23 protein-coding genes and 1 other RNA gene are annotated in these 23,813 nt (G+C 66.8%); 15 read left to right on the top strand and 9 right to left on the bottom strand.

The features are described from left to right. Positions 1 to 6 precede the first annotated feature (6 nt). The 3 genes from rsmD (at position 7) to ggt (ending at position 2,909) form a co-directional block, all read left to right on the top strand. Positions 7 to 558 (top strand): 16S rRNA (guanine(966)-N(2))-methyltransferase RsmD, encoded by a 552-nt coding sequence (gene rsmD / locus ACERLL_RS11205; protein WP_373656184.1) that lies wholly within the window; start codon positions 7 to 9, stop codon positions 556 to 558. Positions 559 to 616: 58 nt separating this feature from the next. Further along, positions 617 to 1,117 (top strand): pantetheine-phosphate adenylyltransferase, encoded by a 501-nt coding sequence (coaD, locus tag ACERLL_RS11200; RefSeq protein ID WP_373656183.1) that lies wholly within the window; start codon positions 617 to 619, stop codon positions 1,115 to 1,117. Between the two features lie 79 nt (positions 1,118 to 1,196). Beyond that, positions 1,197 to 2,909: a gamma-glutamyltransferase gene (ggt, locus tag ACERLL_RS11195; protein WP_373656182.1), complete on the top strand. Its 1,713-nt coding sequence runs from the start codon at positions 1,197 to 1,199 to the stop codon at positions 2,907 to 2,909. Between the two features lie 16 nt (positions 2,910 to 2,925). Here the strand turns inward: ggt and mutM are convergent, their stop codons facing one another. Genes mutM through ACERLL_RS11180 form a run of 3 tightly spaced genes read right to left on the bottom strand, consistent with a single transcriptional unit; the run spans position 2,926 to position 5,113 of the window. Beyond that, positions 2,926 to 3,744, bottom strand: a complete 819-nt coding sequence (gene mutM / locus ACERLL_RS11190; RefSeq protein ID WP_373656181.1) for a bifunctional DNA-formamidopyrimidine glycosylase/DNA-(apurinic or apyrimidinic site) lyase — start codon at positions 3,742 to 3,744, stop codon at positions 2,926 to 2,928. Positions 3,745 to 3,765: 21 nt separating this feature from the next. Further along, positions 3,766 to 4,509, bottom strand: coding sequence for an adenosylcobinamide-GDP ribazoletransferase (locus tag ACERLL_RS11185; protein WP_373656180.1), 744 nt, complete (start codon positions 4,507 to 4,509; stop codon positions 3,766 to 3,768). A 1-nt stretch (position 4,510) separates the two neighbouring features. Then, a complete protein-coding gene (locus ACERLL_RS11180; RefSeq protein ID WP_373656179.1) occupies positions 4,511 to 5,113 on the bottom strand; it encodes a histidine phosphatase family protein in 603 nt (200 codons plus the stop codon). A 191-nt stretch (positions 5,114 to 5,304) separates the two neighbouring features. Here ACERLL_RS11180 and ACERLL_RS11175 point away from each other — a divergent pair, with 191 nt between their 5' ends. After that, a complete protein-coding gene (locus ACERLL_RS11175) occupies positions 5,305 to 6,399 on the top strand; it encodes a cytochrome-c peroxidase (protein ID WP_373656178.1) in 1,095 nt (364 codons plus the stop codon). 61 nt (positions 6,400 to 6,460) lie between these two features. On the opposite strand, the gene ACERLL_RS11170 is transcribed toward ACERLL_RS11175, so the two are convergent. The 3 genes from ACERLL_RS11170 to ACERLL_RS11160 are packed head-to-tail and all read right to left on the bottom strand — an operon-like array spanning position 6,461 to position 9,147. Continuing rightward, positions 6,461 to 6,871 carry a c-type cytochrome gene (locus tag ACERLL_RS11170; RefSeq protein ID WP_373656177.1) on the bottom strand — a complete coding sequence of 137 codons (411 nt, stop codon included), beginning with the start codon at positions 6,869 to 6,871 and terminating at the stop codon, positions 6,461 to 6,463. A 24-nt stretch (positions 6,872 to 6,895) separates the two neighbouring features. Further along, entirely contained in the window at positions 6,896 to 7,993 is a 1,098-nt protein-coding gene (locus ACERLL_RS11165) for a metallophosphoesterase family protein (RefSeq protein ID WP_373656176.1), read from the bottom strand. Positions 7,994 to 8,016: 23 nt separating this feature from the next. Next, positions 8,017 to 9,147, bottom strand: coding sequence for a cytochrome-c peroxidase (locus ACERLL_RS11160; protein ID WP_373656175.1), 1,131 nt, complete (start codon positions 9,145 to 9,147; stop codon positions 8,017 to 8,019). Positions 9,148 to 10,239: 1,092 nt separating this feature from the next. Between ACERLL_RS11160 and ACERLL_RS11155 the strand changes: the two genes are divergently transcribed. Together ACERLL_RS11155 and ACERLL_RS11150 are read left to right on the top strand one after the other, a co-directional pair. Then, the gene (locus tag ACERLL_RS11155) at positions 10,240 to 11,565 is read left to right on the top strand and encodes a glucose-6-phosphate isomerase (RefSeq protein WP_373656174.1); all 1,326 of its coding nucleotides are present in this window, start codon (positions 10,240 to 10,242) and stop codon (positions 11,563 to 11,565) included. Positions 11,566 to 11,680: 115 nt separating this feature from the next. Further along, positions 11,681 to 12,070 (top strand): HIT family protein, encoded by a 390-nt coding sequence (locus tag ACERLL_RS11150; protein ID WP_373656173.1) that lies wholly within the window; start codon positions 11,681 to 11,683, stop codon positions 12,068 to 12,070. Positions 12,071 to 12,147: 77 nt separating this feature from the next. On the opposite strand, the gene ACERLL_RS11145 is transcribed toward ACERLL_RS11150, so the two are convergent. The 3 genes from ACERLL_RS11145 to ACERLL_RS11135 all read right to left on the bottom strand — a co-directional run bounded on the left by ACERLL_RS11145 (position 12,148) and on the right by ACERLL_RS11135 (position 14,746). Then, the gene (locus ACERLL_RS11145; RefSeq protein ID WP_373656172.1) at positions 12,148 to 12,600 is read right to left on the bottom strand and encodes a hypothetical protein; all 453 of its coding nucleotides are present in this window, start codon (positions 12,598 to 12,600) and stop codon (positions 12,148 to 12,150) included. Between the two features lie 12 nt (positions 12,601 to 12,612). Beyond that, positions 12,613 to 13,548, bottom strand: a complete 936-nt coding sequence (locus tag ACERLL_RS11140) for a sulfite exporter TauE/SafE family protein (protein WP_373656171.1) — start codon at positions 13,546 to 13,548, stop codon at positions 12,613 to 12,615. 277 nt (positions 13,549 to 13,825) lie between these two features. Then, positions 13,826 to 14,746, bottom strand: a complete 921-nt coding sequence (locus ACERLL_RS11135) for a carbohydrate kinase family protein (RefSeq protein ID WP_373656170.1) — start codon at positions 14,744 to 14,746, stop codon at positions 13,826 to 13,828. Positions 14,747 to 14,901: 155 nt separating this feature from the next. Between ACERLL_RS11135 and ACERLL_RS11130 the strand changes: the two genes are divergently transcribed. The 9 genes from ACERLL_RS11130 (at position 14,902) to ssrS (ending at position 23,528) form a co-directional block, all read left to right on the top strand. Continuing rightward, positions 14,902 to 15,432, top strand: coding sequence for a sigma-70 family RNA polymerase sigma factor (locus ACERLL_RS11130; protein WP_373656169.1), 531 nt, complete (start codon positions 14,902 to 14,904; stop codon positions 15,430 to 15,432). Beyond that, positions 15,429 to 16,148 (top strand): anti-sigma factor, encoded by a 720-nt coding sequence (locus ACERLL_RS11125; protein ID WP_373656168.1) that lies wholly within the window; start codon positions 15,429 to 15,431, stop codon positions 16,146 to 16,148. Before ACERLL_RS11130 ends, ACERLL_RS11125 begins: the two co-directional genes overlap by 4 nt. A gap of 42 nt (positions 16,149 to 16,190) precedes the next feature. Continuing rightward, entirely contained in the window at positions 16,191 to 17,171 is a 981-nt protein-coding gene (glk, locus tag ACERLL_RS11120; RefSeq protein WP_373656167.1) for a glucokinase, read from the top strand. A gap of 563 nt (positions 17,172 to 17,734) precedes the next feature. Beyond that, entirely contained in the window at positions 17,735 to 19,996 is a 2,262-nt protein-coding gene (locus tag ACERLL_RS11110) for a putative bifunctional diguanylate cyclase/phosphodiesterase (protein WP_373656165.1), read from the top strand. Between the two features lie 120 nt (positions 19,997 to 20,116). Then, a complete protein-coding gene (locus ACERLL_RS11105; protein WP_373656164.1) occupies positions 20,117 to 20,566 on the top strand; it encodes a hypothetical protein in 450 nt (149 codons plus the stop codon). Continuing rightward, on the top strand, positions 20,563 to 22,584 hold the full coding sequence (locus tag ACERLL_RS11100) for a UvrD-helicase domain-containing protein (RefSeq protein WP_373656163.1): 2,022 nt from the start codon (positions 20,563 to 20,565) through the stop codon (positions 22,582 to 22,584). Before ACERLL_RS11105 ends, ACERLL_RS11100 begins: the two co-directional genes overlap by 4 nt. Before the next feature lie 181 nt (positions 22,585 to 22,765). Then, positions 22,766 to 23,005: a hypothetical protein gene (locus tag ACERLL_RS11095; RefSeq protein ID WP_373656162.1), complete on the top strand. Its 240-nt coding sequence runs from the start codon at positions 22,766 to 22,768 to the stop codon at positions 23,003 to 23,005. After that, on the top strand, positions 23,002 to 23,340 hold the full coding sequence (locus tag ACERLL_RS11090) for a cell division protein ZapA (protein WP_373656161.1): 339 nt from the start codon (positions 23,002 to 23,004) through the stop codon (positions 23,338 to 23,340). The genes ACERLL_RS11095 and ACERLL_RS11090 overlap by 4 nt, the downstream gene beginning before the upstream one ends. 10 nt (positions 23,341 to 23,350) lie before the next feature. Then, a non-coding RNA gene (gene ssrS, locus ACERLL_RS11085) (6S RNA) lies at positions 23,351 to 23,528 on the top strand. Positions 23,529 to 23,813 lie beyond the last annotated feature (285 nt).

The following is a 23,813-nucleotide window of genomic DNA, read 5'->3' as shown; positions in this document are numbered from 1 at the left end:
GCGGTCGTGCGGGTTATCGGCGGAGCGGCCAGGGGCCGCCGGCTGCGCGTGCCGCGCGGCAAGGACGTGCGGCCCACCGCGGACCGGGTGCGGGAGACACTGTTCAATTGGCTTCAGGGGGAAGTGGAGGGCGCCCGGGTGCTGGATCTGTTCGCCGGCAGCGGGGCGCTGGGCATCGAGGCCCTTTCCCGGGGGGCCGGTCATGCCACTTTCGTGGAGCAGGGCCGGCCGGCGCTGGCGGCGCTGCGGGACAACCTGACCATCTTCGGCGAGGACGCCCGCATCCGCGTCGTGCCGGCATCCGCCTGGCGGTTCCTCGCCGGGACGGCGGAACGGCCTTTCGATCTGGTCTTTCTGGATCCCCCCTTCGGCCACCAGTGGGCCGGCCGCGCCGCGGCGGCCCTGGAGGTGGGCGGTTGGCTGGCGCCGGAGGCCCGTATCTACCTGGAGGCGGGGAAGGACGAGGGGTCCCCCACGGTGCCGGAGCGGTGGCGGGAGGACCGGTCCGGCACATGCGGGGCCTCGGACTTCCATCTGTACAGGCGGGACGGGGAATGAGCCCGTACGCCGAGCGAGGAATGCAGTGACGGGGAAAACGCCGGGACGGGATCCTCGGGTGGCCATCTACCCCGGGACCTTCGATCCCATAACCAAGGGGCACGAGGATCTGATCCGGCGGGCCAGCCGCCTCTTCGACGAGGTGGTCGTGTCCGTGGCCGCCAACTACTCCAAGGGACCCTGGTTCCCGCTGGAGGAGCGGGTGGCCCTGGTGGAGCGGGTCATGAGCGATATCCCCAACCTGCGGGTGATCTCCTTCGACCGCCTGCTCATAGACATCGTCCACGATCAGGGCGCGGGCGTGATACTGCGCGGGCTGCGCGCCATCTCGGATTTCGAGTACGAGTTCCAGATGGCCTCCATGAACCGCAAGCTGGATGCGGACGTGGAGACCCTGTTCCTGATGACGGGCGAGTCCTATACCTATCTCTCCTCCGGGCTCGTGCGCGAGATCTACCGCATGGGCGGGGACGTTTCGGCGTTCGTGCATTCGGAGGTGGTGAGCGCCCTGAACCGTCGCCTGGGTTCCGGCGGAGGCGCGGGCCCGGGGGAGGAGTAGGCGGGCGGCCGGATCGCGTCCGGCGGAGTGGTAGCCCGCCGAGCCCGAACAGCCCTTCAAGCACCGGAAAGGAGCCCCCATGCGCCGACGCGCTCCCTCGTCGCGACGGTTTTCCGTCTGGCTTCTGATCCTGCTCTTCCTCCCCGCTCCGGTATGGGCGGAGGGTCCCTCCCATCCGGCCGCCGTGGCGAGTGCTCACCCGCTAGCGACCCGGGCCGGCCGCGAGATCCTCGCGGCAGGAGGCAACGCCTTCGATGCCGCGGTGGCGGTTTCCGCCGCGCTGGCGGTGGTGGAGCCCTACAGCTCGGGGCTCGGCGGCGGCGGCTTCTGGCTGCTGCGCACCGCCGACGGACGCGAGGTGATGGTGGACGGCCGGGAGGAGGCCCCGGCAGCGGCCAGTGCGGACATGTATCAGAACGACCGCGGCGAGGTGATCGAGGGGGCCTCCATCAACGGCCCCAAGGCCGCGGGGGTGCCGGGCGAGCCGGCGGCGCTGGTGCATATCGCGAAGAAATACGGGGCGTTACCACTGGAGCGGAGCCTCGCCCCGGCCATCCGCTACGCGCGGGAGGGCTTCGAGGTCACCGAGCGCTACCGGCTCCTGGCGGAATTCCGCCAGGAGGTGCTGCGCCGCTACCCCCGGGCCGCCGAGCTGTTCCTGGTGGATGGCAAGGTCCCCGAGCTCGGCACGGTGATCCGGCAGCCCGGGCTGGCGAAGACCCTGGCGCGCATCGCCGAGGAAGGGCGCGCGGGCTTCTACGCGGGACCCGTGGCGCGCGAGCTGGCGGAGGTCAACCAGGCCGCGGGGGGGCTCATTACCCGGGAGGATCTGGCGGCCTACGAGGTGGTGGAGCGTGCGCCCATCGCCTTCGAGGTGGCCGGTCATCGTGTGGTGTCCGCTTCGCCCCCCTCCTCCGGCGGGGTGGCCATCGCCCAGATCCTCCGCATGCTCGCGGCCAAGGAGTACGCCGAGCGGGACGAGGTCACCCGCATGCATCTGCTCATCGAGGCCATGCGGCGCGCCTACCGCGACCGGGCGGTCCATCTTGGCGATACGGACTTCGTCGACGTGCCCATCGGGCGCCTGATCAGCCGGCCCTACAACGCCGGCCTGGCGGCGACCATCCACCCCGAGAAGGCCCTGCCGAGCGAATACTTGCCCGGACCGCCCGCGGCCCGGGCCGCCCGCCACACCACGCATTTCTCCATCCTGGATTCCAGCGGCAATCGCGTGGCCGCCACCCTGTCCATCAACTACCCCTTCGGAAGCGGCTTCGTGGCCGGGGATACGGGCGTGGTACTCAACGACGAGATGGACGACTTCGTCGCCAAACCGGGCTCCCCCAACGTCTATGGTCTGGTGGGCGGCGCGGCCAACGCCATCGCGCCCGGCAAGCGCCCGCTCTCCTCCATGAGCCCCACCTTCGTGGAAGGTCCTGAGCGAACCCTGATCGTGGGGACGCCGGGCGGCTCGCGCATCATTACCATGGTGGCGAGGGCGGTGCTGGGCTCCATCTACGACGAGGGGGGCGCCGAGGCCCTCGAGCACTGGGTCACCCGCCGCCGCTTCCACCACCAGTATCTGCCCGACGCCGTCCAGCACGAGCCGGACACCTTCTCCGCCCGGGAGCGCGAGGCCCTGGAGGGCATGGGCCATTCCTTCGAGAGCGTGGGCCGGACCTTCGGTAATATGCAGGCGATACTCTGGGACCGGAAGAACGGCGAGGTGGAGGCGGCCGCCGACCCACGCGGGGAAGGGAAGGGGATGGTACTGAGTCCGGCCAAGCCTTGAACAGGACGAACGCCCCTCAACGCTGGCACTTCGGGCAGAAGAAGCTCGACCGCTGGCCGATCACCGCCTTCTCGATGGTGGCACCGCATCCGGGGCAGGCCGCTCCGGCGTGACCGTAGACCGCCAGCTGCTGGCGGAAATAGCCGGGCGCGCCGTCGCTGCTCGTGAAGTCCCGCAGGGTGGTCCCGCCGGCCGCGATGGCCGCTTCCAGCACTTCCGCCACTGCTCGTGCCAGGCGGTCGTAGCGCTCCCGCCCGATCCGTCCCGCCTCCCGCCCGGGGTGGATTCCCGCCCGGAACAACGCCTCGCTGGCGTAGATGTTGCCCACCCCCACCACCACCTGCGGATCCATGAGGAAGGACTTGACGGCCAGTTTTCTTCCCCGGCTGCGCCGATGGAGGTGTGTGCCGGTAAGCGCCGGCGAGAGGGGCTCGGGCCCCAGGCCGGCCAGGCGGGGATGGATCTCTGGGGCCTCCTCCGTCCACAGCACGGCACCGAATCGCCGCGGGTCCCGCAGACGGAGGACCCGGCCGTCCTCCAGCAGGAGGTCCACGTGGTCGTGGGGGGCGGGCGGCGTTTCCGCCGGCACCACGCGCAGGCTTCCCGACATGCCCAGATGGATCAGCAGGGTGCCGCCGGGCTCCAGGCGCAGGAGGAGGTACTTGGCCCGCCGCTCCACCGCCCGGATCCGCCGCCCCCGCAAGCGCTCGTGGAGGCCTTCCGGGACCGGCCAGCGCAGGCGCGGCTCCCGGATGCGCGCCCCTTCCAGGAGCCGCCCTTCGGTATGGGGCTGTATGCCGAGGCGAGTGACCTCTACTTCCGGCAGCTCAGGCACGGCGAGCCGTCCGGTGCGGGGTTACAGGCATGCGCCCGCGCCCCAGAGGGCCGCGCCCAGGGCGGCGAGCTCGCCCAGCTCGCAGGCGGTGTCGAGGATGTCCGAATTGAATCCGCCCAGGGCCTGCTTGGATGCCCAGCGAAGGAGGCCGGCGAGCACCGCCAGCACGGCGAGCGCCGCCAGGCCGCCGGTCATGGCCGCGCCGAGCAGCAGGGCCCCGGCCAGGATCCCCGCCATCACCGCCGCCCGGTCCAGGTGGGGAAACAGGGGAAGGTCGCCCGGGTCGTCGGGAACGTGGGGGGTGGTGGCAAGGATGCCTCCCAGGAGCACCCGCCCGGCCACGGGCGCGGCCAGCAGGCTGGCCCACTGTTGATGGTGGAGCAGGCAGCCGACGGCGAAGGCCTTGGCCAGGACCACCAGGATCACCGCCGCCAGGGCGCCCATCCCGCCCTGGCGGTCCCGCATGATCCGCAGGATGCGTCGCCGGTTGCCGTAGCCGCCGATGAAGCCGTCGGCGGTGTCCGCCAGCCCCTGGAGGTGCCGGGCGCCCGTGAGGCCGATCCACAGGCCTGTAACGGCAATGGCCACCAGAAACACCGGCAGCCCCTGTAGGAGGAAGGCGGTGGTGACGAGGAGCACCCCGATTACCAGGCCCGCGGCTGGATACCAGGGCACGGCGCGGGCATGATCCGCCGCGCCGGCCCGGGAGGTTCGGGGTACCGGGATGCGGGTCAGGTCCGCCAGGGCCACCAGGGGCGGAAGCATCTCAGCGCTCCGGCGGCCGCGCCGCGAGATGGGTTAGACGGAGGCGTCCGTCGGGGGCATGGAATCGGGCGCGGCCAGCGTAGGGGATCTGGAGATGGAAGAGGTTCTCCAGGGGCATGCCCAGGTTGTGCGCGATGACGGTGCGCAGTACCCCGGCGTGGGCGACGATCAGCAGGGGGCCGTCGTCTCCCGAGCGATGCTCCTCGTAGGCGGCGAGCACCCGCGCCGTGAAGCGCTCCATATCCTCGGCCCCTACGGGCCGGTTGCTCCACGGGTCCCGCAGGAAGGCCGCCATGGCATCGGGCTCCTCCGCCCGGATCTCGTCGGTGGTGCGTCCGGACCAGGGACCGTAGCCCACCTCCATGAGTCGGGGGTCGGTGGCCGCCTCCAGCCCCATTTCCCCAGCCAGGGCATGGGCGAAGGCGGCACAGCGGGATAGAGGCGAGCTGACGATTCGCCGCCAGGGGCGGTGCCCGCCCACGGCGGTCCACATCTGCTGCCAGCCCCGCTCCGTGAGCGGGTCGTCGGTCTGGCCGCGGTACTTCTTCCCGCCTTCCGGTTCGCCGTGGCGGATCAGGTCGATAAGCGTATCTGGCGTATCCATAGAAAAGAGCGAATTCGGGCTTGGTGGCTAGTGCCCCGATTGTAGCCCATTCGCCGCCCGCGTTGTTCGCCGGATTTGTTTATTCCATAATATTAATATGGAAATATTTTAGACTTCTTCTAACTTTTTATATATACTAAGCGCACACTTTTCAGCGGCTATTCAACAACCTGACAAGGAGGGGTTGGTTCATGGCACGAGCCTTCCGGAAGAACGTCGTTCACGGGCTCATGGTGGCCGGTGCCGCCACCGGCCTGCTCGCGGCGGGTCCCGCGCTGGCCTATGACTGGCAGTCCCTGCCGGAGTCCGTGGAGGCGCCTCAGGATAACCCGACCACGGAAGCCAAGGTGGAGCTCGGCAAGAAGCTCTATTTCGATCCCCGGCTGTCGGAGACCGGCACTGTTTCGTGCAACACCTGCCACAACATCAGGGAAGGCGGGGATGACGGGCGGCCCTCCTCCATGGGTGTGCACGGCCGCGTGGGCCCGCGTAACGCACCGACGGTGTGGAATTCGGCCTTCATGTCCACGCAGTTCTGGGATGGCCGCGCCGACAGCCTGGAAGAACAGGCCAAAGGTCCCCTGCTGGCGCATCCGGAAATGGGCATGCCCTCCCATGACAAGGTCATGGAGCGCGTGAAGGAGGTGCCCGGTTACCGCCAAGCGTTCAACAAGGTATTCGATGGCGAGAATCCGGTGACCATCGACAATGCCGTGAAGGCCATCGCCGCCTTCGAACGGACCCTGATCACGCCCAACAGCCCCTACGACCACTACGTCGAGGGCAAGAAGGACGCCCTTACCGAACAGCAGGTACGGGGCATGAAGACCTTCAATCAGGTGGGATGCACGTCCTGCCACTCCGGTGCGGCCTTCAACGGTCCGCAGCCGAGCATGCCCTCCGGCCAGGGCTTCTTCCGGAAGTTCCCGACCTTCATGGACAGCAAGTACGTGGAGAAATACAACCTGGCCGAGGATCCCGGGCGCTACAAGGTCACCAAGAAGGAAGGGGACAAGCACATGTTCAAGGTGCCCACCTTGCGGAACGTGGAGCTTACCGCCCCCTACTTCCACAACGGGGCCGTGGAGTCCCTGTCCGAGGCGGTCCGAGTCATGGGCAAGGTCCAGCTCAATCGGGACCTGTCCGACAAGCAGGTGGCCGACATCGTGGCCTTCCTCAAGTCCCTGACCGGGGAATTCCCGGAGATCACCATGCCGCGTCTGCCCAGCAAGCCGGGCGAGACGCTCGTGGATGGTGCGGCACCGGCCGGAGGCGGCGGACACTGAAAACCGCCGCTTGCTCCCTGAAAGGCGCCCGCTAAGCGGGCGCCTTTTTTTGGCCGCCGACCTAGTGCTTTCCGGGATCCAAGGCCACGCCCCGGCGCTCCCAGTTGATATAGGCCTCCAACTGCATCAGCTCCTCGGAATCCAGGGGGAGCGGCTTGCCCTCCAGCGGATTCTCGATGCACCAGTTGATCATGTTGCGCAGCTCCGCCACCTGTCCGAGCTGCTTCTGGAGCTTGGGATAGGTTTCCGGGTGGGTGTTGGCGGCATCGGGATGGCAGCCGGCGCAGTTATGCCCGTTGCTCCCCAGCTCGGAGCTGTGGAAAAGCTTCTCGCCCTTTTCCACCACGGTACGGAACTGCTGGCGCCATTTCTGCAGCTCCTCCTTGGTGAACTCGTCGGCCGCCGCGGGGTGCGCCGTCAGGCCCAGAACCACCAGGGCCGGGGCCAGCAGGGAAATCCTTTTGTAGCACATGGATGATTACCTCCTCGTGCCGGGTTAGTAGTGGTCCTGGGGCGGGATCTGATTCTTCGGCTTCTGGTACTTGGAATCCACGGGATGCCCCTTTTCCTCGCTGAAGGCGATGGTGCGGTTGGTGTTGCGCCACAGGGTGTGGTGGATGGTCTCGCGGCCCGTGATCAGGTCCACGGAGCCCCAGCCGGTTCCATCCCGGGAGTTGTGGGGGTCCGCCCGGTTCATGAACACCGTGGTCTTGGGCACGGAGTTGTCGTGCTGGGCATAGGAGACCGGATACGGCCACGGCCACGCGGTGGCCATCATGGCCTGGAAGGTGATGTTTCCGATCTGGTTGTACATGATCTGATGCACATGTCCGTGCAGAACATTTACCTGGTCGAACTGCTGCAGGATCTGCTGTACCTCGGCGGCGTCGTCGGTCCAGAAGTTCCACGGCTTGTAGACCTGGTACAGCGGCGAGTGCGACAGCACCACGATGGGCGTGGATTTGCTTACCTGCTCCAGATCCTTGGCGAGCCACTCCCGCTGCTCCCTGCCGACCATGAAGGGCGAGCCCTCCGGATTGTCCAGGCGGGCCATCTGCTGCATGCGCTCCATGGCGGTGGGCCAGCGGTCATGAGTCCACTCGTCGTAGGTGAGAATGCTGTTGAGGACCACGAAGTGGACGCCCTTGTGGTCGAAGCTGTAGTACAGGTCGGAGATGTTGTCCTGCCAGTACTTGCCCAGGTCCAGATAGTAGTCGTGCTCGCCGATCACCCATTTCACGTCCAGGTTGCGGATGCCGGACATGATCTCCAGGCCGTGATCGAGCTCCTCCTTCTTGCCGAGCTGGGAAAGATCGCCGCCGTAGATCACGAAGTCCGGCTTGGGCGACATGAAGTTGAGCTCGGTGACGGCTCGCTTCAGGCCGCCGTCGAAGTTCTCGTTGAAGTTCTGGCCCTTGATGTGGGTGAGGTGGGAATCGGAGATGTAGGCGAAGGTGAAATTCTGCGCTTCGGCGGACTCCGGCGTGCCGCCTGCGCCCCAGCTCAGCTCCACCAGGCTGAAGGGAACCGCGGTGGCGGCCCCGGTGGCCATGGCGCCCTTGAGGAAGTCGCGGCGTTTGAATCGGTCGCTCATGATCGGCTCTCCCTTTTGGCAGGTTATTTACCGCCGTCCTTCGCCAAGTGGCTGAAGCGCGGGCTGGTCAGCGTCTTCATGAAGTTCACCAGGTCCAGCTGCTCCTGCTCGGTGAGATCGAGCTGCTTGATGCCGCCGTCGAGCAGGGGGTTCTGATTGCCGCCCCGGTTATAGAACTTCACCACCTCCATCAGCGTCTCCTCGCTGCCGTCATGCATATAGGGCGGCGTAACCGCCACGTTGCGCAGGGTGGGGGTCTTGAAGCGGCCCACGTCCTGGGGGTCCAGGGTCACCGCGAAACGGCCCAGCTCCGTGACCTTCTTGTCGGTGAGCACTTTGTTGTCGATGTCCCCCTTCTTGTCCTGCTGCTTCATGCGCCGGAAGCTGTCCACGAGCGTGAAGAGCTCATCCCGGATCCGGTCGAACCCGACGCCCAGGTTGTGGAACTCGTTGTCGGTGAAAGTGGCGTAGTTCTGCTCGATGGTGTGGCAGTCCACACAGCGGCCCTTGTTGCGGAAGATCTTCAGGCCCCGTTTGGCGGACTCGGAGATGGCGTCCTGCTCGCCTCCAAAGAGGTACCGGTCAAAGGGCGAATTGCCGGAGACCTGGGTCCGCTCGAAGGCGGCTATTGCCTTGGTGACATGTCCGATCTTGATGTCCCCGGGCGCGACCCCGAAGACCTCCCGGAACTGCTCGCGGTAGTCCGCATCGTCGCGAACCACGTCAAGCACCGCCCCGTGGCTCTTCAGGCCGTGCTCCACGGGATTCGTCAGCGGGTCCAGGGCCTGCGTCTCCAGGCTCTCGCGACGACCGTCCCAGAACTGCGTCTTGTAATAGACGGCGTTGATTACCGTAGGTGTGTGGCGGGTGCCCTTCTTGCCCCGGATGCCCTGGGCGATGGGCAGCCCGTCGGTGAAGGCCATTTGCGGCTTGTGGCAATGGGAGCAGCTTATGCTCCCGTTGCCGCTGAACCGCTTTTCCTTGAAGAGCTGCTCGCCCAGCTCGACCTTGGCCTTGGTGATGGGGTTTTCCTCGGGGACCGGTACCGGGGGAAGGCCCAACGGCGGATCCCCGGGGTCGAGGATCTCCGCCGGCGCGCTCCCGCCGAGCAGGAGCAATGCTCCCCCGACCAGCCATGGGAAGGTAAGACGCATCGGGCGACCTCCTCTGTAAACAAGGTATGAGTTTTTACTAAGTCTAAAAATTGCCTTTATTTAAAAAACTGTCAACATGCTGAAAATATTTCGTTTTTTCGGAAGATTCTGATATTCCTAAGATGGAATGGAGCCATTCCACCTTCCTCTGGGGGTCCGGACGTGTCGGTCGGCGGGGTCGGTCCGGCTGGAAGCGTTGCCCCACAGGGCGCTTCAGAACCACCATTGGGAACGTAGGCGAAGCCCATCGCAGGGCATGGAACGAGGTCCCGTTGCGTCTTGGGGACGGGGCTCCTTTCCCGACGGGGCCATAGGAGGAGCTCGATACCTGTCTTGCTTCCGGAATTCCCGCATCTTGAGAAAGGCCTTCCGCTCGGCGGTGGGATGGCCGTTGCGAATGGCAGGCCTGCGGCCGGGGGGATCGGGGCGGATGTCGGTGGCAAGGTACAGCCCGGGGCGACTTGTCGTTGCGGAGCGACAAGAAAAAAGATTATTAAAATCAAAACTTTATTTGTTATGTGGCGATTCGGGTGTCGTTCATCGGGGACAAAAGCGTCGCGGGTGGCCGGGCGGTTTCGGGCGGGGTGCGCGAACACCCCGGTTTATGTGATTGATTATTAATACATATTTTTATTTGGCACGTGGGTTGCCTTATAGGGGGTGAACCGCTCCGCAGGCGGTTGTGAAACCAGCAGCTCGATTGCTCTAGGAGGCCTGCCATGACGGGGCGACTGCTTTTCCTCTTGATCTTCGTAGCCATGGCCTGGGGTTTGCCCAAGTTCATGTAGCCCCCTCCTCGGGGAGCGGCAGTACCGAATTCTAGCTGGGCCGGGAAATGTGGGGGGAACACAGCCGGCGGGCCCGCCCCCAGGGCCCTTAAGATTACACCTGGTTCCATGGGAATCCCCGTGATCCGGGGTGTGGGGGACAGCCCTCCTTCGGGAGGGCTTTTTTTATGTCCATTTGATTCCTGAGCTGCAATCCGCTGGCTTCCCGCCTGCCCGGTAGGATAGATTGATCCTATCGGGCTGTTTCATCAGCCCTTCCTCGATTTCGCGCCAACCAACAATCCAGCACCAAAGGTGGGAGAGGGTGACCGCAGCCAACCGCCTCATGATCGACATGACCAATTTCTTTTCCGACGCGGTGGGGGAGGACGGCGTCGCCGAATCGGAGGTGGAGGCCTTGAGCCCTCGGCTGGACGGGCTCAGGGACCGGCTTGCCCGCTGGCGGTCGGGTAATGAGCCGAGCTTCTTCCACTTGCCTTTCGAGCCGGAGCACCTGGAAACCGTCTACGAGTGGGGGCAGGAGATCACCGCCGGATTCGAGCAGCTGCTGGTGCTGGGCATGGGCGGCTCCAGCCTCGGCGGGGAGATGCTGGTGCACTGTCTGGGCGGTTCCGAAGAGTTCAGCGACGTCCTGTTCATCGACAACGTGGATCCGGTCCGGATCGAGGAGACTCTGGAGGGCGTGGAATGGAGCGGCACCATGGTCCTCGCCATCTCCAAGTCCGGGAATACGGCGGAGACCCTCGCCCAGCTCCTGACCCTGCTCCCCCATATGGAGCGGGCCATCGGTGCCCGGGCGGTGAAGGACCATCTGGTGGTCATTACCGAGGACGAGCGCGGCGGTCTCGCCGAGGTGGGGCGCACCCTGCGGGCGCCCATCGTTCCCCATCCCCCGGTGGGGGGCCGCTACTCCGTACTATCCACGGTGGGGCTGCTGCCCGGCTACGTAGCCGGCGTCGACGTGGAGGGCATCATCGATGGCGCATCCAGCATGGCCGAGCGTTGCCTGAGCGGCGACATGCGCGAGAATCCCGCCTTCTGGGGCGGCGCCACCCAGTATCTCCTCGCCGAGCAGGGGAAGAACCAGACCATCCTCATGCCCTACTTCGAGCGCCTCAACAAGGTGGGCTCGTGGTTCCGCCAGCTCTGGGCGGAAAGTCTGGGCAAGCTGGATGCCGCGGGGAACCATCGCGGCCTCACCCCGGCCCGGGCCCTGGGGGCCACCGATCAGCACTCCCAGCTCCAGCTCTACCTCCAGGGGCCCGCCGACAAACAGTTCACCCTGTTCATCGCCGACGAGATGGTCTATTACGGAGACCGCATTCCGGCCCGGTTCAAGGATATCCCCGCGGTGTCCCCCCTGGCGGGCCACTCCGTGGGCGAGCTCCTGGCCGCGGAGTTCATGGCCACCCGGGAGACCCTGACCCGAAACGGCCGGCCCAATCGGACCATTCGCATGCCCGCCTTGGATGCTTTCACCCTGGGGGAGCTGATCATGCTGCTGGAGGTGGAGACCGTGGTGGTGGCGGAGCTGCTGGGGGTGGATCCCTTCGATCAGCCGGCCGTGGAGGAGGGCAAGATCCTCACCCGCGAGTACCTGGCGCGCATGGAAGGGCAGCTGAGCCTGTAAAGGGGTGCCCGGCCGGGCGCTTGGTTTTTGCTTGCCCGATGCAGGGTAGGTAAGCTGCACGCCCGATTTTTCAACCCCCGATCCCCCGCGCATCAGCACCGGGCAGGAGGCTGTAATGGCGACCATCTTCACCAAGATCATTAACGGCGAAATTCCCGCCGAAAAGCTCACCGAGGACGAGCGCTTCCTCGCCTTCCTGGACGTCCGTCCCATCCGTCCCGGACATACCCTGGTGGTTACCAAGCAGGAAACGGACTATATCTTCGATCTCGACGACGAGACCCTCGGCGGGCTGCTGCCTTTCGCCAAGCAGCTTACTGGGCCCATTCAGCGGGCCACCGGCTGTACCCGGGTGGGCGTGATGGTGGCCGGTCTGGAGGTGCCCCACTGCCATGTCCACTTGGTGCCCATGGATCGGATCAGCGATCTGGATTTCGGCAAGGCCGCTGAGGTGCCCGCCAACGAGCTGGCAGACATGGCCGGGAAGATCCGCGCCGAGATGTAGCTTCCCGGGCGGTTATGGGTGTGAAACGGAAAGGCCCGCCTGCCATAGGCGGGCCTCGCTGTTTTCGGGGTCGGATCTCAGCCCACGGGCAGCTCCAGGATGCCCAGGAAAGAAGCGAGGGTAATCAGGGCGGCGATGGTGGCCAAGGTACCGAAGAACGGCCGTTTCTCCTTGGTGAACATCACCAGGGCGCTGACCAGGATGGCCGGGATTACGATAAAGACGCCCACGGCGATGCCGAGCTGGGTAAGGCCGTCGCCGGTATGCAGGACGTCGAAGTACCAGTGCTGCCCGGCGGGCTGGGTGCCCACGGTATCCTCCCAGATGGCCTGGACCTTTTGGCCCTCCCAGATCCGGGACAGCATCACCGAAGGCGGGATGTGGTTGGCCTGGGTGACGAAGCTGACCACCTGGCCGACGAGGGTGATGATGGCCGAGACGATGGTTCCCCAGTAGATGATGTCGCCGTAGAGGATCCCCGAAAGCGGGATTTCCGGATGCGGGGCGTTGTCTTGCTGCTCGTGGGGCATGGCTATTCTCTCCTACAGAATCGGGATTTCGATGCCGAGCAGGGATTCGGCGCCGCGGGCGATGAGCTTGATGCTCGTGAAGAACAGCAGGAAGATCAGGATGTAGCGGATGAAGGTGGCCTTGACCCGGGCCAGGATGTGGGCGCCCATGATGCCGCCGATCACCTGACCAAGCATCCAGGGCGCCGCCAGGGCCGCGATCAGCGCACCGTAGGTGATATAGGGCCAGATGGCCGCGGAGTTCCCCATGGCCAGTAGCACGCCGCTGCCCGCCGCCGAGATCTTCAGCGGCGTGGTCATCACCAGGTTCAGTACCGGGACCACCGCCCAGCCGCCCCCAAGGCCGAAGAAACCGCCGGTGAAGCCCACGAGCAGGAAAAGCAGCCCGCCGATGCCCGCCCGCGTGGACTGGTAGTGGACCACACGGCCCAGGGACTCCTCATAGTAGGATCCTTGCAGGTTCAGCCAGGCGCTGAACGGACTGACTTTCTTGACCTCTGGATATTCGGTCTTGGAGCCGCCCACGATGAACAGGATGGCGATGAATACGAGGATCACTCCGAGCAGGAGACGGACGATGGCGTCCCCTTCGGCGCCCATGATCTCCGACAGGGCGATGGCGGCGTAGGAGCCGAGCATGCCGCCGAGGATAATGGGAATGGCGCAGTAAAAAACGATCTTCACATCCGCGAGGCCCTTGCGCATGAAGGGGCCGGAAGAGACCAGGCCGCTGAACATGGCCACCACCAGGCCGGTGGAGCGGATGATCAGAGTATCGATGGTTGTGAAGGCCAGCATGATGGGTGTGAACAGTACGCCGCCGCCGACGCCGGCTATCACCGCGATAATGGCGATCAGGGTACTGAGAATAAAAGAGGTGAGTACCAGCAGGAAGGCTGCATCGCCGTCCAGGGCTCCCGTTGTGGTGACCTGATTAAAGGCTCCCATTACAAAGTAGGCTATAATGCTTAATCCTATAAGCAATGAAAGCTCGGGAACCTTTTTAGCTAGCGTCTGCATGCGGCCTCCCAATCCATAATTTTGTGATTACCCGGCACTTTTGTTTTTATGGGCCGTAAATAAAATATTTTTATTTAGACATAAAAAGAGGTGCGTCGCCAACTGCCGGGTTCTCTGCCGCCTGGATCTGTAGTGCGCCAGGAAAAAATACGCGTCCAGGAGGGAAAACGAAAGATGCAGTGGCGGGGCATTGCTTACAATGATCTTACGGGCGCTGGATTCCGCGGGTGGCTCCGGTTCGGGTGGTGGCCAGGGCGGCCACCCGGTTGGCCCATTGGCAGAGGGCGTGGAGTGTCTCCCGGTCGAGGGCTTCCAGATCGGGAGGCTCCAGTCCCCGTTCCAGCACGCCGGTGACAAGGGCTGCGGTGAAGGCATCTCCCGCACCCGTGGTGTCCACCACGGCAACCGGCTCGCTGGCCAGGTCCACTCGGACCGCGGAGGTGGTGAGCGTGGCGCCGTCGGGCCCGCGGGTAATGGCTACCAGGCGAACCCCGTGCTCGAAGAGGTAGGTCAGGGCTTGGTCTTCCCGGGCAAGCCCCGTAAGCTGAGCAAGCTCCTCTCCGCTGGCCTTGAGGATGTGGGCTCGCCCGATGGCGGAGCGCGCGGCTTCCAGGGCACCGGGCCGGGTATTCATCAGGGCGGGACGCAGGTTGGGATCGTAGCTGACCAGTCCGCCATGGGCCCGCACTTTGTCCGCCGCGGCCCGGGTGGCGCCCGCCGCCGGCTCGCTGTACAGGGAGATGCTGCCGAAATGAAAGGCCTTGGCACCGTCCAGAAGCCGAGGGGGGAAGTCCTGGGGGCGGAGGAGCTCGTCGGCTCCGGGGCTGCGGTAAAAGCTGAACTCCGGAACCTGTCCGTCCCGATACTGGATGAAGGCCAGGGCCGTCAGGGCCTCGCGGGTGACGGTGAACCCGCTGGTGTCCACGCCGCCGTCAGCCAGGTAGGCCTGCAGGATCTCCCCGAAGGCATCATCTCCGCGCTTGCCGACGAAGGCGGCGGACAGGCCCAGCCGGGACGCATCCACCGCCACGTTGGCGGGGGCGCCCCCCGGATGGGGGCAAAAGCATCCATTCGCGTCGGGGACCATGTCCACCAAGCACTCGCCACAAGTGACCAGTTCCGCCATAACCCCTCCCTGTATCCCGGAGTGCCCCGAATGGTCGGCCTTGTCAAGGCGCCGCCGCGCGCCCGGGGCTCCGTCCCATTCTTACACCTCCGCGCCGTTCCGTGTGTGCCGGGGGTGAAGAGGTGACGGGCTCTCAGGGAGGCGACGAGCGGGATATGCGCGTGCTCCTGCATGCCTGTGCCGACGGGGATCGATCGGCGCTCGCGCGGCTCTATCGGACGGCGGGGCCGAAACTGTACGGCCTGGCGCTGCGTATATTGAGGGAGGAAAGCCGGGCCCAGGAGTGCCTCCAAGAGGCATTCATCCGCATCTGGGAGCACGCCGGGTCGTACCGGGAGGCCCGGGGCGCCCCCATGACCTGGATGGGCATCATCGTCCGGCGGCGCGCCCTGGATATGCTGCGCGGCCCGGGCCGGGAGCGGCTCCTGGCGGATCCCGAGGATCTGGAAAACCTCTTGGACGACCCGGACCGCCATGGCGGCGCCGAGGGGTATGCGAAGGGCCGCGAGGATCTGGCCAAATGCCTGGAGGAGCTTGGGGAAGAGCAGCGGAAGGCCCTACACCTCGCGTTCTTCGAGGGCCTGACGCATCCCGAGCTGGCGGAGCGGCTGCAACAGCCTCTGGGGACCGTCAAGACCTGGATCCGCCGGGCCTTGCTGCAGCTAAGGAACTGTCTGGAGCGATGAGCGAGAACCACTCCGAAGAGCACGATCTGCTGGCGGCCGAGTACGTTCTGGGTACCCTGGCGGGGGCCGAGCGGGCGCGCTTCGAGCAGCGGCTCGCCGAGGAGCCCGAGCTGCGGCGCCGTGTGGCCGCCTGGGAATCCCGTCTGGGCGCTTTGGTGGAGGAGACCGAGCCGGTCGAGCCTCCGCCCGGGGTTTGGCGCGCGGTTCTCCATCGCCTCGAAGGCCAGCCGGAGCGGCCCGGCTTCCCCCGTGGGCGCCGGGTTCGGTGGCTGTGGAACAGCCTTCCTTTCTGGCGGGGGACGGCAACGGCGGCCGTGGTCCTGCTGCTGGTGACGGGGGTTTGGGCTCTGGGTCCCGCTTCCACGCCGGCCGTTCCCGACCGTATGGTGATGGTAAGGAACCAGGAATCCCAGCCCGTATGGGTGGTTACCGCCGACAGAGACGCCGGGGTCCTGCGTGTCCGTACCGTACGGCGTCCGGGCATGGGCCCGGACCGGGTTTGCCCGTTGTGGCTGCAATGGGAGAACGGGCGAGTCACCCGCATGGTGGGCGTCCTGCCCGAGAAGCCCGGCACGCATACGCTGCCGCTGCCGGAGGATATGGAAAATCCACTGCCGGGAAGCCGGGTGGTGGTGAGCGTTGAGCCCAGGAGCGGTATGCCGTTGGACAAGCCCCGGGGCAAGGTGGTCTTTCGGGAGTCCTGGATCCGGTTGTGATACCCGTTCGGGCCCGGCACGCGGGTCCAAAGGAGGGTGCGCGTGAAGGTCCTGGTCGGTGACGTGGGCGGCACCAAGACCCGGCTGGCGCTGGTGAAGGCCACCGGCGGCCGGCTGGAGGTTACCGTGGATGCCCGCTTCCCGAGTCCGGAGTTCTCCGGCCTGGAAGAGGTGGTCCGGGCCTTTCTGGCCGAGCATCCGGAATCCGGCGTGCAGGCCGCGGCTTTCGGGCTGCCCGGGCCCGTCTTGGGCGGCCATGTGCGGACCACCAACCTGCCGTGGAAGGTCCGCGTCGAGGACCTTGCCGAGGTTCTGGCCGTGAACCGGGTCCATTTGCTGAACGATCTGGAGGCTGCCGCCTACGGCATCGGCGAGCTGGCCGCGGAGGATCTGGCAGTCATTGCCGAGGGGAGCGCGGAGCGCGGCGGCAACCGCGCTCTGATCGCCGCGGGGACCGGCCTCGGGGAGGCCGCCTTGTTCTGGGACGGCATCCGGTACCACCCTTTCGCTACGGAAGGCGGCCATGCCGATTTCGCCGCCGCCGACACGGTGGACTACGCCCTGCATCGCTACCTGGCAGACCGGCACGACCACGTGAGCTGGGAGAAGGTCGTCTCCGGCCCCGGTCTGGTCAACATCCACGCTTTCCTGTGCAGCTATCGCGACCTGTCCCCGCCGGAGTGGCTGGCCGAGGAGATGCGCGCCGGCGACCCGGCCTCCGCCGTCGCGGCCGCCGCCGAGCAACGGCGCTGCCCGGTGTGCGTGGAGGCCGTTGACCGTTTCCTGCGCTATTACGGCATGGAGGCGGGGAATCTGGCCCTGAAGGTCATGGCCACCGGCGGGGTGTATCTGGGCGGAGGCATCGCCCCCCGGATGGTGGGCCGCCTTCGGGAGGGCGCGCTGCTGGAGGGCTTTCTCGCCAAGGGGCGGATGCGCCCCCTTATGGAACGGATCCCCGTCACCGTGATACGCGATGACCGGATTGCCCTGCTGGGCGCCGCGCGGTACGCACTTTCCGCTTGAGCGCCGGCGGGCCTTCTATGCCGCGGCGCCGAGGGGAAATGCGGCGAGGGCAAGTGCGCCAATACCTGAACCGCCTGGCCGAGGAACCGGAAATTCTTCCGGTTCGGCCAGATCCAGGGACAATTCCCGTTCCCCTCCAATGTCCTGCCGGCGGAGGCCAGCTGGCTCCTGCCACGGCCATCGAGACCGCGGGGGCCCGGGCCCTGCTGGTGGGCCTGGCAACCCGGTACTTCCCTACCGCGCCGATGCTCCTGGACGTGGTGGCCTGGTACGCCGTCCACGCCGGGCAGGGCTACAACGTCTGTGACAACGGCTGGAAGCGCGGCGGCTCTTGCTGGTCATGCTCTTGCCGCTGATCCTGCGCGGCGCGGACCGGATGAGCTTCGACCATCTGCTCGCGGGGCGCATGGGGCGCTGAGGGGACACGGGGCCGTCCCGGGCACCGGGGAAGAGTGGACAGACAGCCCCTCCCTCCGGCACATTCGGCCATTGTCGCCGGTGAATCGCCCCGCCCGCATTCCGGGCGCACGGCGGTCCGGCTCCGTCCGCGTCCGGAGGCACCCATGGAACCATCCGGCTCGGTGAACCGTTACCGTGCCGTTCTGTACGTCCTGATCCTTGCCATTCTCGCCGTCGGTCTCGTGGCGTCGCTCCTGGTTCGCCAGGCGGCGCAGGATACGTCCCGCTCCAGCAGGGCGCTGGTGCGGGAGGCAATGGGGCAGACACGGGCGCTGGATGCCTTCCGCACGAGACTGCTGGAGCACGAGCGCCTGGCCTACGAGGCTTACGGCGCCGTCGAGCCCGATCGGCTGGCCGGCCGGCAGCAGTCGGTCCGGCGGGAGATCAGCGAAAGGTGGCCCCGTTTATCCGGATGGGGGCTATCCCGGGAACGGGTCGCCCGCCTCGCCGAGCACTGGTCCATCATCCGCGCGCAGTCCCGCCGGCTCTTCGCCAATCTGCGCTCCCCGGAGACGGACTGGGACGCTGCCCGTGCCCAGCTGGCCGCCATGACCGAGCACCGCGAGGCCATGGCCCTGCACCTTGAGGCGCTGCAGCAGCAGCTCGAAGATCGAGCCATGGCGGCCGACGCGGACAACCGGGACAATCTCGCCTTCATGTCCCGCCTGGTAACGCTGTACGCGGTGGTGATCTTCCTGATCGCCCTGGCCGTGGGCTGGGTCCTGTGGCGTATACGGAGCATCGCCCGGGAAAACCAGGCATTGGCCGAGTTTCCCAGACGCAATCCGGATTCGGTGCTGACCTTGGATGGATCCGGACGCGTGACGTACAGCAATCCCGGTGCGGATCGGCTGGCCGGCGCCCTGATCGGGCCGGGTGCGCATGGGGGAGACCTCCTGGATGAAGCGACGCGCACCGCCGTTCTGGAGCGCCGGGAGGGCAGCCGGGAAGTGGAGCGGGGCGGACGGATCCTGCGGATCGAATGGGGCTGGCTGGCCGACCTGCAGAAGTACCATCTGTACGCCCGGGATATCACCGAAAGGCGGCGCGCCGAGAACCGCCTGCGGCGGATGGCCTACGAGGACGCGCCCACCGGCCTGCCCAATCGTCAGTGGCTGCTGGAGGTGCTGGATGCGCGCCACCGCCCGGGGGTGCTCCTGGTCGGCCTGGATCGTTTCGGCGTCAAGGTGGCCCAGGGCGGATACCAGGCGGCCTATGCCATGCTGGCGGAAGTGGGGGAGGCGCTGAGGCATGCCGTCATGGAGCGCTTCGGTGCGGAAACCGTGGTGGCCCGCATCGACGGCGCCCTGTTCGGAGTGGTGCCCGGCGACGGCGCCGCGCTGGACCGGGCCGACATGGATTCGCTGCTGGCGGCGCTGCCCAGGGAGGTGCGCACGGGGTACGCACTGTTCCACACCGATTACCGGCTCGGCGTCCGGTCCTTCCGGGACGGTGACGAACGGGCCGCGCCCGCCGACCTCCTCCGGGACGCCAATACCGCGCTCGTGTCCTCCAAGCGCCATCGCATCTCCCGGATCGTTCGGCACGATATCGCCCTGCGCGAGTCGGAGGACCACAAGGCGCGGATGGAGGCAGGGCTGCGGGAGGCCCTGCAGCGGAACCGCGGGCTGCGTCTGTTTATCCAGCCCCAGGTTCGCCTGAGCGACTGGACCATGACCGGGGGGGAATTCCTGCTGCGCTGGGAGGATCCGGAGCTGGGCTCGGTGCCTCCGAGTCAATTCATTCCGGCCGCAGAGCAATCCGGTCTGATCGTGGATCTGGGCAAGTGGGTGCTGGATCAGGCGGTGGCGTGGCTGGCGGAGTGGAACCAGGGGGCCGTGGTGCCCGGATTGTACGGTGCCGTGAACGTCGCCGCCCCCGAGCTCCACGATCCCGCCTGGGCCGAGGGGGTTCTGGAGCGGCTGCGCCGGCATGGCGTGGCCGGATCCGCCCTTGAGGTGGAGGTTACCGAGCGGGTTCTGGCCGGGCCGGAGGGCGGGGCCACGGTGGCCAACCTGCAGCATCTGCGTCAAGCCGGGGTGCGGGTGGCCGTGGACGATTTCGGCACCGGGTATTCCTCCCTGGCCTATATCCACCGCCTGCCCATCGATTCCGTGAAGATCGACAAGCAGTTCGTCGATCCCCTGCCGGCGCCCGAGGGGACCACGCCCCTGGCGTCGGTGATCCTGGAAATGGCTGCGGGAATGGGCCTGGAGACCGTTGCCGAGGGCATCGAGACGGCGGAGCAGGGCGAGGCGCTGGATGCCATGGGCTGCACCTACGGCCAGGGCTTTCTCTACGCCCGGCCGGTGCCCGCCGAAACCTTCCCGGACTGCATCCGCAAGTGGAACGCCAGGAAGGCGTAGGGCCCGTCGCGGCTCCCGGGACGGTAGGGGACGATACGATCCGTGTTTCCGCCGCGCCGGTGGGCAGCGGGACGGATCGGGGCTAGAATTCGCCCAGCCAGCCAGGAGGGGGTACCGGCTATGGAGCGGTTCGCCGAGCGTTACTGGGGCCGATTCACCGGCTGTATCCGCTGGGAGCAGGCGGAGGACGCGGCCCGGGGGGTGGAGGCCATGGGCGGTGTCTGGTACGCGGCCCGGCCCGAAGCGGAGGAGAGCGACGATGCGGAGCGCCTGGACGGCGCCGGCGCAGCGCGTCTCCTGCGCACCCGCCTCGCCGAGATGCGCCGACTCAAGAAGGGGGAATTCTGCAATCTGGTTTTCGTCGATGATGCCGAGGCGCCTAATTTGATCAAGATCTTCCATCCCAGGCGGGCCGGGGACGCCTGCCGCGTGGGCGGCGAGCCCGTGCGGCCCTGGCTGGTGCTCAGCCGCTATCCGGTGGACCCCACCGTTTTCGCCCCCCGTGGGGAAGGCCGCGAGGGGAAGCGGACCTGGTGGAAGCGTATGCTCCGCATTGGTGCGCCGGAATGAGCGGTCATGCCGAGGGACTCAATCCGCAGCAGCGCAGCGCTGTGCTCACGAGCGAGGGGCCGCTGCTGGTGCTGGCCGGAGCCGGTTCCGGAAAGACCCGGGTCATCACCGCCAAGATCGCGCACCTGATCGAATCCGAGGGACTGCCGGCGCGCTCCATCATCGCCGTCACGTTCACCAACAAGGCGGCCCGGGAGATGGAAGGCCGTGTCCGCGAGCGGCTGGAGGACCGCTCGGCGCGCGGCCTAACCGTGTCCACCTTCCACCGCCTGGGCATGAAGATCCTGCAGCGGGAGATCACCCGGCTCGGCTATCGTGAGCCCTTCTCCATCTTCGACACCGAGGATCAGATCGGCCTCGTGCGCGGGCTCATGCAGGAAACGGGCAACTTCGGCGCCACCCAGCCGGACGAGGTGCGCGCCCGGATCTCCGACTGGAAGAACGATCTGGTGGGCCCGGCGGCCGCCCTGGAGCAGGCGGCCAACGACCACGACCTGCGCGCCGCCCGGGTCTATGCCCGCTACCAGGAGTCCCTCCATGCCCACAACGCGGTGGATTTCGACGATCTGATCGGCCTGCCGGTCAGGCTGTTCGAGGAGCACCCCGACGTGGGCGACCGGTGGCGCGAGCGCTGCCGCCACCTGCTGGTGGACGAGTTCCAGGACATCAACGGCGCCCAGTACGCACTGATGCGCAAGCTGGTGGGGGATGCGGGCAGCGTCACGGTGGTGGGGGACGACGACCAGTCCATATACGCCTGGCGCGGCGCTTCCCCGGAGCTGCTTCACCACCTGCAGGCCGACTATCCGGCGCTCCAGGTGGTGAAGCTCGAGCAGAACTACCGCTGCAGCGGCCGCATCCTCAACGCCGCCAACCGTCTGATCGCCAACAATCCCCATCTGTTCGAGAAGCGCCTTTGGTCCGACCGGGGCGGGGGAGAGGCGATTCAGGTGCTGGAGGCCAAGGACGCCGAGCACGAGGCGGAGCGGGTGATCTCCGCCCTCCTGCGCCACCGCTTCCAGAACGCCACCCGCTACGGCGACTACGCCATGCTGTACCGCTCCAACCACCAGTCCCGGGAGCTGGAGCGGGCCCTGCGCGACCAGGGCATCCCGTATCAGCTATACGGCGGCATGTCCTTCTTCGATCGGGCGGAGGTCCGGGATGTGGTGGCCTATTTCCGGCTTCTGGCCAACCCCGATGACGACATCGCCTTCCTGCGGGCCGTGAACACGCCCCGGCGCGGCGTGGGGGCCGAAAGCCTCGAGCGGCTCGCCGGGCTGGCCACCGAGGCGGGCATCAGCCTGTGCGCCGCCGCGGGGGACACGGAGCTGCGCGACCAGCTGCCCAAGCGGGCGGCCACGGGGCTTGCGGAATTCGCCGGGCTCATTGAGACTTACGGGGCCCGCTGCGACAACGAGGATCCTGGCCGGGCCGCCTGCGACTTGGTGGAGGAAATCGGCTACAAGGACTTCATCGCCGAGCGCGCCGAAAGCGACAAGGGGGCGGAGCGCCGGGCGGGCAACGTGGACAACCTGCTCAACTGGCTGACGCGGTTCCATGAGGAAAACGAGGGCGCCGAAGACGATCCCATGGGGGCCTTCGTCCGCCGGCTGACCCTGCTCTCCGCCCTGGACCGGCAGGAAGAGGCGGAGGAGGCCGACGGGGTGCACCTGATGACCCTGCATACCGCCAAGGGGCTGGAGTTTCCCTACGTCTTCCTGGTGGGCATGGAGGAGGAGATCCTGCCGCACCGCAACAGCCTGGAGGCCGATACGGTGGAGGAGGAGCGGCGTCTGGCCTACGTGGGCCTCACCAGGGCACAATACGGCCTCACGCTGTCCTGGGCGCGCAGCCGCCGCCGCTACGGCGAGACCCTGGAATGCGAGCCGTCGCGGTTTCTCGACGAGCTTCCCGAGGAAGAGCTCAGCTGGGACCGCCTGGAGGCCGAGGATCCCGAGCAGAGCCAGGCCCTGGGCGCGGCCAGCCTCGACCAGATGCGCAACCTGCTGAACTAAGCGCCGGCCGCCGGGGTCTCAGAGGGCGCGGACGCAGTGGCTGCAGGTCCGCGTGGGTAGCGAAGCCGTGCGCCGCGACACCGGGATCCGGACAAGGCGTCGGTGTCAACTTTAATGCCGCTTGCAGATAGGCCACAATAGGGCCACGTCGAACGAGCACCGTTTCCTTTAAGGGGAGTTCGTGCGTGATAGGCTGGCACAGCTCGAGGCCGAGCTGGCCCGATTGGCGGCCGAGATCAATGACCTGCGGGCGGAACGGGATCGCCTGACCCGGGAGCTGGAGCATTGCGCGGAGCTCCGCCGGCAGGTTGAAGGGCTGCGGATACGCAACCAGTACCTGGAGGCGGAGCGCGGCCGGCTGCGAGAGCGGTTGGCGGCCCTGCTTCGCCGGGTGGATGCGGCGATCGCGGACAGCGAATGAAAACGGATGGCACCCAAACCGTTCCGGTGGTAATTCTGGGCAAGGAGTACTGGGTTCGCTGCCCGGATACCGAGCGGGAACGCCTCGAACGGCTTGCCCGCTTCGTGGACGAGAAGATGCGCGAGGTGCGCGATTCCGGCGCGGCCCTGGGCACGGACCGGATAGCCGTTCTGACCGCGCTTAATATCGCAAACGAACTGTTCGATATGCAGGACAGGCGACGCGAGGAGGCGGAAGAAGTCGGGGCCCGTACTTCCCGGATGCTGGAAACGGTCCAGCGACTCCTGGACGAGGAGGAAGGCGAAGGCGGTCTGCCCGACCGGTCAGCCGAATAGCCCGATTTGACATCCCCTGCGGTGTTCGCAAACGCCGAAGCGTAACTTGAACCAACACTTTTGAACCCAGGGAGCCCTCACTTGACGTGGAAGAGAGCCCGCTAGCCGGGTTCCGGAAGCGTTAACGGGGCGCCCACTTGTTGAGCGTGGGTTCAAATACGCGGCCAAGCGACACCAGCGGGGGATGTTTTTTTATGCCTGACGAATCGAGATTCGCGCGGTTCCGCCGATCCCGGATGGCCGCCCGCTTCGCCCCCGGGGGCGAAGCGGGCGGCACGCGGCTCGATTCGTTGCCCGGTGCGGGGTGGCCCGTGACCGGGGGAGGCGAGCATTCTCCGTCTCCGGTCCCGGAGGCGGACGAACGCTCCCGCCCCCACGAGCCCGCCCCAAAGCCTGGGCAATCCCCCTTCCCCGCCGATGATGCACGCCGCACTCTGGGGCCGGCGCGGTCCCGCATGCGCGAACCATTCCCG

It is taken from the genome of Thiohalorhabdus sp. Cl-TMA, from assembly GCF_041821045.1.
Taxonomy (GTDB): Bacteria; Pseudomonadota; Gammaproteobacteria; order Thiohalorhabdales; family Thiohalorhabdaceae; genus Thiohalorhabdus; species Thiohalorhabdus methylotropha.
The sequence above is the reverse complement of the archived record's forward strand: the minus strand, read 5'-3'. Positions and strand labels throughout refer to the sequence as shown.